This window comes from Dethiosulfovibrio peptidovorans (assembly GCA_002748665.1).
Lineage (GTDB): Bacteria > Synergistota > Synergistia > Synergistales > Dethiosulfovibrionaceae > Dethiosulfovibrio > Dethiosulfovibrio peptidovorans_A.
The window spans coordinates 1-6,590 of the sequence record PDTB01000002.1 but is presented as its reverse complement, the minus strand read 5'-3'; the positions used below and the strand labels follow the sequence as shown (position 1 = coordinate 6,590).

The following is a 6,590-nucleotide window of genomic DNA, read 5'->3' as shown; positions in this document are numbered from 1 at the left end:
TTTTCCACGGCCCGCGCAATGGCGGCAATATCCGAAACGTTGGGGGAAAGTTTGACAATAAGGGGCTTTCTGCATACCTTTCGGACCGCTTCGGTTACGGCCTCGGCCGGACCGGGAGCTGTGCCGAAGGCGGCTCCGCCTTCCTGAACATTGGGACAGGAAATGTTGAGTTCCATCATGTCCACGTCGGAGTCGCTCAGCCGCTCGGCTACCTGGCAGTATTCACTGACACTGTGTCCGGCCAGGTTGGCAATGATTTTTGTATCGTAGCGGCGCAGAAAGGGAATATCTTCGGCAATGAAATGCTCCACTCCGGGGTTCTGCAGACCCACGCTGTTAAGCATGCCCCCGGCTACTTCGGCAATTCTGGGGGCGGGGTTTCCGTCCCAGGGAACCATGGAAACACCTTTACAGACAACCGCGCCCAGCTTATCCAGGGAAAAGAACTGACTGTATTCCCTGCCGGAGCCGAATGTTCCCGAACAGGTAAATACCGGGTTTTTAAAATGTACGCCGGCAATTGTTATAGCTGTATTCATTCAAAAATTACCTCTTCAGCGGGAAATACGGGGCCATCCGTGCAGATTTTCCTGTAATGCCATCCCTGTTCATTGTTTGTCTTGATTTTGACAACGCAGCCCACGCAGGTTCCAATGCCGCATCCCATGCGTTCTTCCAGCGACAGCTGCGCCGGTACAGCCTGTTCAGCACTCCATTTCTGCAGAGCTTTCAGCATGGGACGGGGGCCGCAGGCGAATAGCTGCTCACCCTCTACTTTCAGGGAATCCATCAGTTCCACCACGTTGCCGTGAAAGCCGCTGCTTCCGTCGTCGGTGGCAATGTGCACCTCTCCATAGCGGCTCAGCCGGTCTGCGAGGTAGTGGGTGCTGCGGAACCCCAGGATAATAATTTTTTCTCCGGGCAGGTTTTTAGCCAGTTCCACCATGGGCGGGGTGCCCACACCACCGCCTGCCAGGATGCTTTTCTTCAGACCGGAATGGACGGAAAAACCGTTGCCCAGCGGTCCCATAACCCTGAGGCTGCCTCCGGCTTTCAGACGGGAAAATTCCCGGGTGCCTTCACCTGTAACGGCATACACCAGCGACAGTGTTCCCTTCCGGCTGTCAGCCTCGCAGATGCTGATGGGCCGTGGAAGCATGCGTTTGGGCGAATGGCAGTAGAGGTTCAGAAACTGTCCCGGCCGGGCGGCCCCGGCTATTGCGGGTGCCTGAATAACAAGATCAAAAATACCGGGAGCAAGGCTTTTGTTTCCCAGCACTTCGGCCGTTTCAACCTTCCCGGGGACTACGGATTTACACATGGGCCTCTCCATGTTCGTTGTGGACAATTTCTCCCCTGCAGATGGTTATAACGGCCTTGCCCTTCAGCTTCATTCCTTCATAGGGGGTGTTGCGTGCCTTGCTTCGGAATTTGGAGCTGTCAACAACCCATTCCTTTTGGGGATCGATAACGGTTATATCGGCACATGCGTTGTCCCGGAGGGTGCCCCGGGGTATGTTGAGCAGCCGGGCCGGGTTGATGGTGAGTTTTTCAATCAGTTCCCGGAAGCTCAGATGTCCGGCATGAACCAGACTGTGCAGGGATACGCCCAGAGTGGTTTCAATTCCGATAATGCCGTTGGGAGCTTCCAGCATGGAGCGGCTCTTTTCTTCGGGGGTGTGCGGGGCATGGTCGTCGGCAATGGCGTCAATGGTGCCGTCCACCAGTCCCTGAATAACGGCTTTGACATCTTCGGGGGTGCGCAGGGGCGGGCTCATTTTGGCGTGTGTGCCGTGGATTAGAACGCTTTCTTCGCTCAGGGTAAAGTGGTGGGGAGCCGCTTCGGCCGTTACCCTTACGCCGCGGGCTTTGGCCTGACGTACCAGTTCCACACCTTTGGCGGAGGATATGTGCTGAATGTGCAGATGGGCGCCTGTGGCCTCGGCCACCATAATGTCCCGCTGGATTATGATTTCTTCGGCCAGGGGCGGCACACCGTGAACGCCCAGTTTTTCAGCTGTTTTTCCGGTAGTAATGGTTCTGTCGTAACAGAGGCCCATGTCTTCGCAGTGACTGCTGACCGGCAGCTTGAGTTCTTTTGCCTGCATCATGGCTTCATAGAGAACACCAGAGTCCATAACGGGTTTGCCGTCGTCTGTAATACCAACAATACCGCCTTCAAGCATTTCCCGGTAGGGGCTGCACTCTTTGCCGTCTTCGCCCAGTGTCACACTGCCCATCATCAGGACATTGCAGGGTGCCTTGGCGGCTTTGCCGTTGATGTAGTTTATGGTCTCCATGTTATCAATAACCGGCTGGGTGTTCGGCATGCACACAACAGTGGTAAAGCCCCCCGCCGCGGCCGCGGCGGCACCGGTTTCTATGGTTTCCTTGGCGGGAAAGCCGGGATCGCGGAAGTGGACATGAATGTCGATAAGACCCGGTACAACATAGAGCTTCTGAACATCGAGAACCTTTGTCTGACCGCTTGTCTGTGCAGAAAGGTCGCCGCCGGTTTTCAGAATTTTTCCGTCACGGACAAGAACATCTCCGGTTTCTTCCATGTTCCGGTCCGGGTCAATAATGGTTCCGCCTTTAAGTAGAATATCCATTTTCGTCCTCCTTACCTGGAAAGCTTATCTGGAAAGAGCCTTGACGCATTCAAACAGCACGTTGACGCCGTTTTTCATGTCTTCCGGGTGCATGTCTTCACGCTTGTCATGGCTTATGCCGTCTATGCACGGTACAAAAATCAGTCCACCGGGCGCTATGGCCGCCATGTTCATGGCGTCATGACCGGCTCCGCTGGGCATTCTGGAACAGCTCAGCCCCAGTTTCCTGCAGCTGTTTTCAATAAGATCCTGAAGATGTGCGTCCAGTTTTTTGGGGACATCCTGCGAGAGAATCTCCACCTGGTGTGTTACTCCGCGGCGGGCGCAGATTTCATGCAGGGCTTCCATTATTTCATTATGGGCCTTCTGAATGCTTGAGGTGTCTATTCCCCGGATGTCCACAAACAGCTGCACCTTTCCGGGAACAACGTTCATGGCGCCGGGAAACACCTCCATTTTGCCAACGGTGGCCACGGTTTTGCCGGATGAATGATTCCTTCCCGCCTGTTCGACGGCCAGCACGAATTCGGACGCGGCCGCGAGGGCGTCCCTGCGGTATTTCATGGGGCAGGCGCCTGAATGGGCGGCTTCTCCCTGAATGTCCACCTTCAGCCGGGTGGGTGCGGCTATGAGGGTCACAATGCCGATATTGGTGTTTTCCCGTTCCAGTACCGGCCCCTGTTCAATGTGGAGTTCCATAAACGCTTTAATGGTTTCTCCGCGCAAGGGTGTTAATTCTTCGGGGTAAAAGCCCCGCCCATGAAGCGCCTGCAGAAAGGAAACGCCTTCGGTGTCTGCAAACCGGGACAGATCGGATGCTTTCAGAATGCCGGCGGCGGTTTTGCTGCCCAGTGTTGCCGCGTTAAAGCGGCTGGATTCTTCGGTGGAAAAGGAGACTATTTCCACCGGATGGCGGTTCTGGAAGTTTTCATCGCGCATCATGGCAACGCATTCCACGGCGGCCATAACACCCAGGGTGCCGTCGTAAGCGCCGCCGGAGGGTACCGTATCGATATGCGACCCGGCAACAACCGCGGGCAGACTCTCATCGGTTCCTTTGCGGCGTCCCCATATGTTGCCGGCTCCGTCTTCCCGCACTTCCAGCTCCAGAGAGCGGAAAATGTCTTTCAGTACGGAGCGGGCCTGCATGTCCTGGTCCGTCAGGGAGAGGCGGGAAATGCCTTCTCCCTCACGGCGGCCTATGCGGTTAATCTGTTCCATCCGGGAAGAAAATCGCTCAAAGTTCATACCCGTTTTTCCTCTTAACGATAAATCAGGTTTGGAATGAACATGGAGATCTGCGGGATGTAGGTGATAATCATCAGCGCGCAGACACTCACCAGAACAAAAATCAGAACTGAGGGAATAATTTTGGCCATGGGTTCGCCGGTAACGGCCTGCCCCACAAACAGGTTCAGACCGAAGGGCGGTGTGAAGTTGCCAATGGACAGGTTGGCCACCATGACAATGCCCAGATGCACCGGGTTAATGCCCAGATTGGTTCCCATAACAAAGAAGAGGGGCGCCAGGATAATAATGGCCGCAATGCCTTCCATGAACATGCCCACGATCAGCAGCACAACGTTAATGGTCAGCAGGAATGTTATCGGTGAATTGACTTTGGCCAGAATGCCGCTGGTGAGCATCTGGGGAACCTGAATAACCGTCAGAAGCCAGCCGAAGGCAGACGCGGCGGCCACCAGAATCAGCACCTGGGCACAGGTTACAGCCGAATCAACAGCTATCTGCATGAGTTTTTTCAGGTCAATTTCCCTGTAGACCAGCATTCCGATAACCAGGGCGTAAATGGCCGTAATGCCCGCGGACTCTGTGGGTGTAAACACGCCGAAGTAAATACCGCCCAGAATAATAACAGGCACCAGAAGCGACCAGCCGGCCTCTTTTGTGGCCGCAAGAACTTCTTTGGCGGTTGATTTTTTGGATACAGGCAGGTTGCGTCCCCGGGTGTAGAGAAAAATATAGATAATGGTGGCCAGGCCGTAGACCAGACCGGAACCTATTCCTGCCATAAAGAGTTCGCCTACCGAAGTGTTGGTGGTTGTGGCGTACATGATAAGGGTAATGCTGGGCGGAATAAGCAGGGCCACCGAACCGGATGAAGTAATCAGGCCAATGGAAAATCCCTTGTCGTATTTTTCCTTAACCAGTTCCGGGTAGAGAACCTTGCCCATGGCAATAACGGTGGCGGGGCTGGAACCTGAAAGAGCGCCGAATACCATGCACGAAAGTTCGGTAGTGTAGGCCAGACCGCCCTTAACACTGCCGATGATGCTGCGGACCCATTTAAGGATTCTGTCCGAAAGTCCGCCAGCCACCATAATGTTGGCCGCGAAAATAAAGAAGGGCATGGACATGAGCGCGAACTTGTCAATGCCGCCGAAGGCTTTCTGAACCATAACCATGGGGGTTATGTCGGTAAAGAAAAGAACAATAACCAGAACGGTCAGATTCAGGGCCACAAAAATGGGAACACTGGCCAGAAGCAGGAAGGCCAGAAGAAGCATGAGAAGGGTAATCATGCGGCACTACCTCCTTTAATCAGGCTGATAATGTGAGCCACAATATGACGGCTCATCAGAAGAAAGCCCAGCGGAATGGCAAGGTAGGGAATCCACATGGGCAGGCGCAGTGCCGGAGAAACCTGCCCTGTACTGAAGTTGAACAGTACCAGCCGAAAGCCGTAGTAGATCATGAAAATAACAAAGACCAGGCAGACCGCCAGAACGGCCGCGGCCACAATTCTCCTGGCCGATTCCGAGATATAGGAAAGAAAAAAGTCTATGCTGACATGCAGACCTTTCCGGAAGCAGATACTGCCGCCGATAAAGGTAATCCATATCATCAGATACTTAACCGCTTCTTCCGCCCAGCTTGTGCTGGCATGGAATACATAGCGCAGAACCACATTAACGAAGATTATCAGCGAAGTAAGGATGAGGGCGGTTCCGCAGAAATATGCTTCAATTTTGTTTAATATTCGCATTGCTTTGTGTGTTGTTTTGCAAGTGAATATTCCGGAAGAAGACGTCTGCCCTCTCCCGGAATAACCGTGAATTTTCTGACTGCAGTTAACTACAGGGCCTTGTTGATAGCCTCAAGAATTTCTTTTTTCTTGTCCGTATCGGCAAACTGTTTGTGAATGCCCAGAGAGGCCTCCAGGAATGCGCTGCGGTTTTCATCGGTCAGTTCAATAACGTTAATGCCCGATTTTTTGATTTCCTCCAGGTAGGCCGCTTCTTTGGCCGCCAGTGCTTTCCTCTGAACTTCATGACCAACGATTTCAGCGTCCCGGATAATTTTCTGATTTTCGGGCGACAGTTTGTCAAACCATTTTTCGTTGGCTATGCAGACATAGGCCAGAAAACCGTGGTTGCTCATGACAATGGTGTCCTGTACTTCGTAGAACTTGTTCATGGCAATGGTGGAAAGGGGATTTTCCTGTCCGTCAACAATTTTCTGCTGAAGAGCGTTGTAGAGTTCGGCGTATTCAATGGGAACCGGATTGGCGCCCCAGGCCTTGTACTGTTCCAGAAGCAGGGGAGAGGGCATAACCCGCATTTTAACACCGGAGAAATCGGAAGGCATGTGAATTTCCTTGCCGTTGGTGGTAATCTGCTTGAAGCCGGAGCCCCAGAAGCCCAGACCAACCATGCCTTTGGCCTTGCAGGTGTCCAGCAGCATCTTGCCGGGTTCTCCGTCCAGAACCATCCACATCTTTTCGGCGTTGGGCCACAGGAAGGGAAAGTCGACAACCTGCAGTGCATCAACAAAGCTGGTCAGAACGGCAACCGGCTGGAGGGTCATCTGGTTGGAACCCATTTGCACGGCTTCTACCTGTTCTCTCATGCTTCCTAGCTGTAGTGCCGGAAAAACCTGCACGGTAATCTGTCCGCCGCTTTTTTCTTCCACTTCTTTTTTGAATGCCAGGGCGCCCATCTGTTCGGCACTGTTTTCGGG

Annotated in this window: 7 protein-coding genes; all 7 read right to left on the bottom strand. The window is 53.6% G+C overall.

The annotated features are described in order from the left end of the window. The coding region (locus CSA35_00060) for a dihydroorotate dehydrogenase (protein ID PIE55610.1) at positions 1-539 on the bottom strand (539 nt) is incomplete at its 3' end. Continuing rightward, complete coding sequence (locus CSA35_00055; GenBank protein ID PIE55609.1) at positions 536-1,321, bottom strand: dihydroorotate dehydrogenase electron transfer subunit; 786 nt, start codon at positions 1,319-1,321, stop codon at positions 536-538. The genes CSA35_00055 and CSA35_00060, both read right to left, overlap by 4 nt. Then, a complete protein-coding gene (locus CSA35_00050; protein ID PIE55608.1) occupies positions 1,314-2,612 on the bottom strand; it encodes a dihydroorotase in 1,299 nt (432 codons plus the stop codon). Before CSA35_00050 ends, CSA35_00055 begins: the two co-directional genes overlap by 8 nt. Positions 2,613-2,636: 24 nt before the next feature. After that, on the bottom strand, positions 2,637-3,860 hold the full coding sequence (locus tag CSA35_00045) for a Zn-dependent hydrolase (protein PIE55607.1): 1,224 nt from the start codon (positions 3,858-3,860) through the stop codon (positions 2,637-2,639). A gap of 14 nt (positions 3,861-3,874) precedes the next feature. Further along, on the bottom strand, positions 3,875-5,152 hold the full coding sequence (locus tag CSA35_00040; GenBank protein PIE55606.1) for a C4-dicarboxylate ABC transporter permease: 1,278 nt from the start codon (positions 5,150-5,152) through the stop codon (positions 3,875-3,877). Next, the gene (locus tag CSA35_00035; protein PIE55605.1) at positions 5,149-5,616 is read right to left on the bottom strand and encodes a C4-dicarboxylate ABC transporter substrate-binding protein; all 468 of its coding nucleotides are present in this window, start codon (positions 5,614-5,616) and stop codon (positions 5,149-5,151) included. Before CSA35_00035 ends, CSA35_00040 begins: the two co-directional genes overlap by 4 nt. A gap of 89 nt (positions 5,617-5,705) precedes the next feature. Next, positions 5,706-6,590, bottom strand: an 885-nt coding sequence (locus CSA35_00030; protein ID PIE55604.1) for a C4-dicarboxylate ABC transporter substrate-binding protein, incomplete at its 5' end; no start/stop codon positions are given.

Coding starts and splice junctions, on each gene's coding strand:
- CSA35_00055 (PIE55609.1), bottom strand. CDS start 1,321: ATGTGTAAATCCGTAGTCCCCGGGAAGGTTGAAACGGCCGAAGTGCTG.
- CSA35_00050 (PIE55608.1), bottom strand. CDS start 2,612: ATGGATATTCTACTTAAAGGCGGAACCATTATTGACCCGGACCGGAAC.
- CSA35_00045 (PIE55607.1), bottom strand. CDS start 3,860: ATGAACTTTGAGCGATTTTCTTCCCGGATGGAACAGATTAACCGCATA.
- CSA35_00040 (PIE55606.1), bottom strand. CDS start 5,152: ATGATTACCCTTCTCATGCTTCTTCTGGCCTTCCTGCTTCTGGCCAGT.
- CSA35_00035 (PIE55605.1), bottom strand. CDS start 5,616: ATGCGAATATTAAACAAAATTGAAGCATATTTCTGCGGAACCGCCCTC.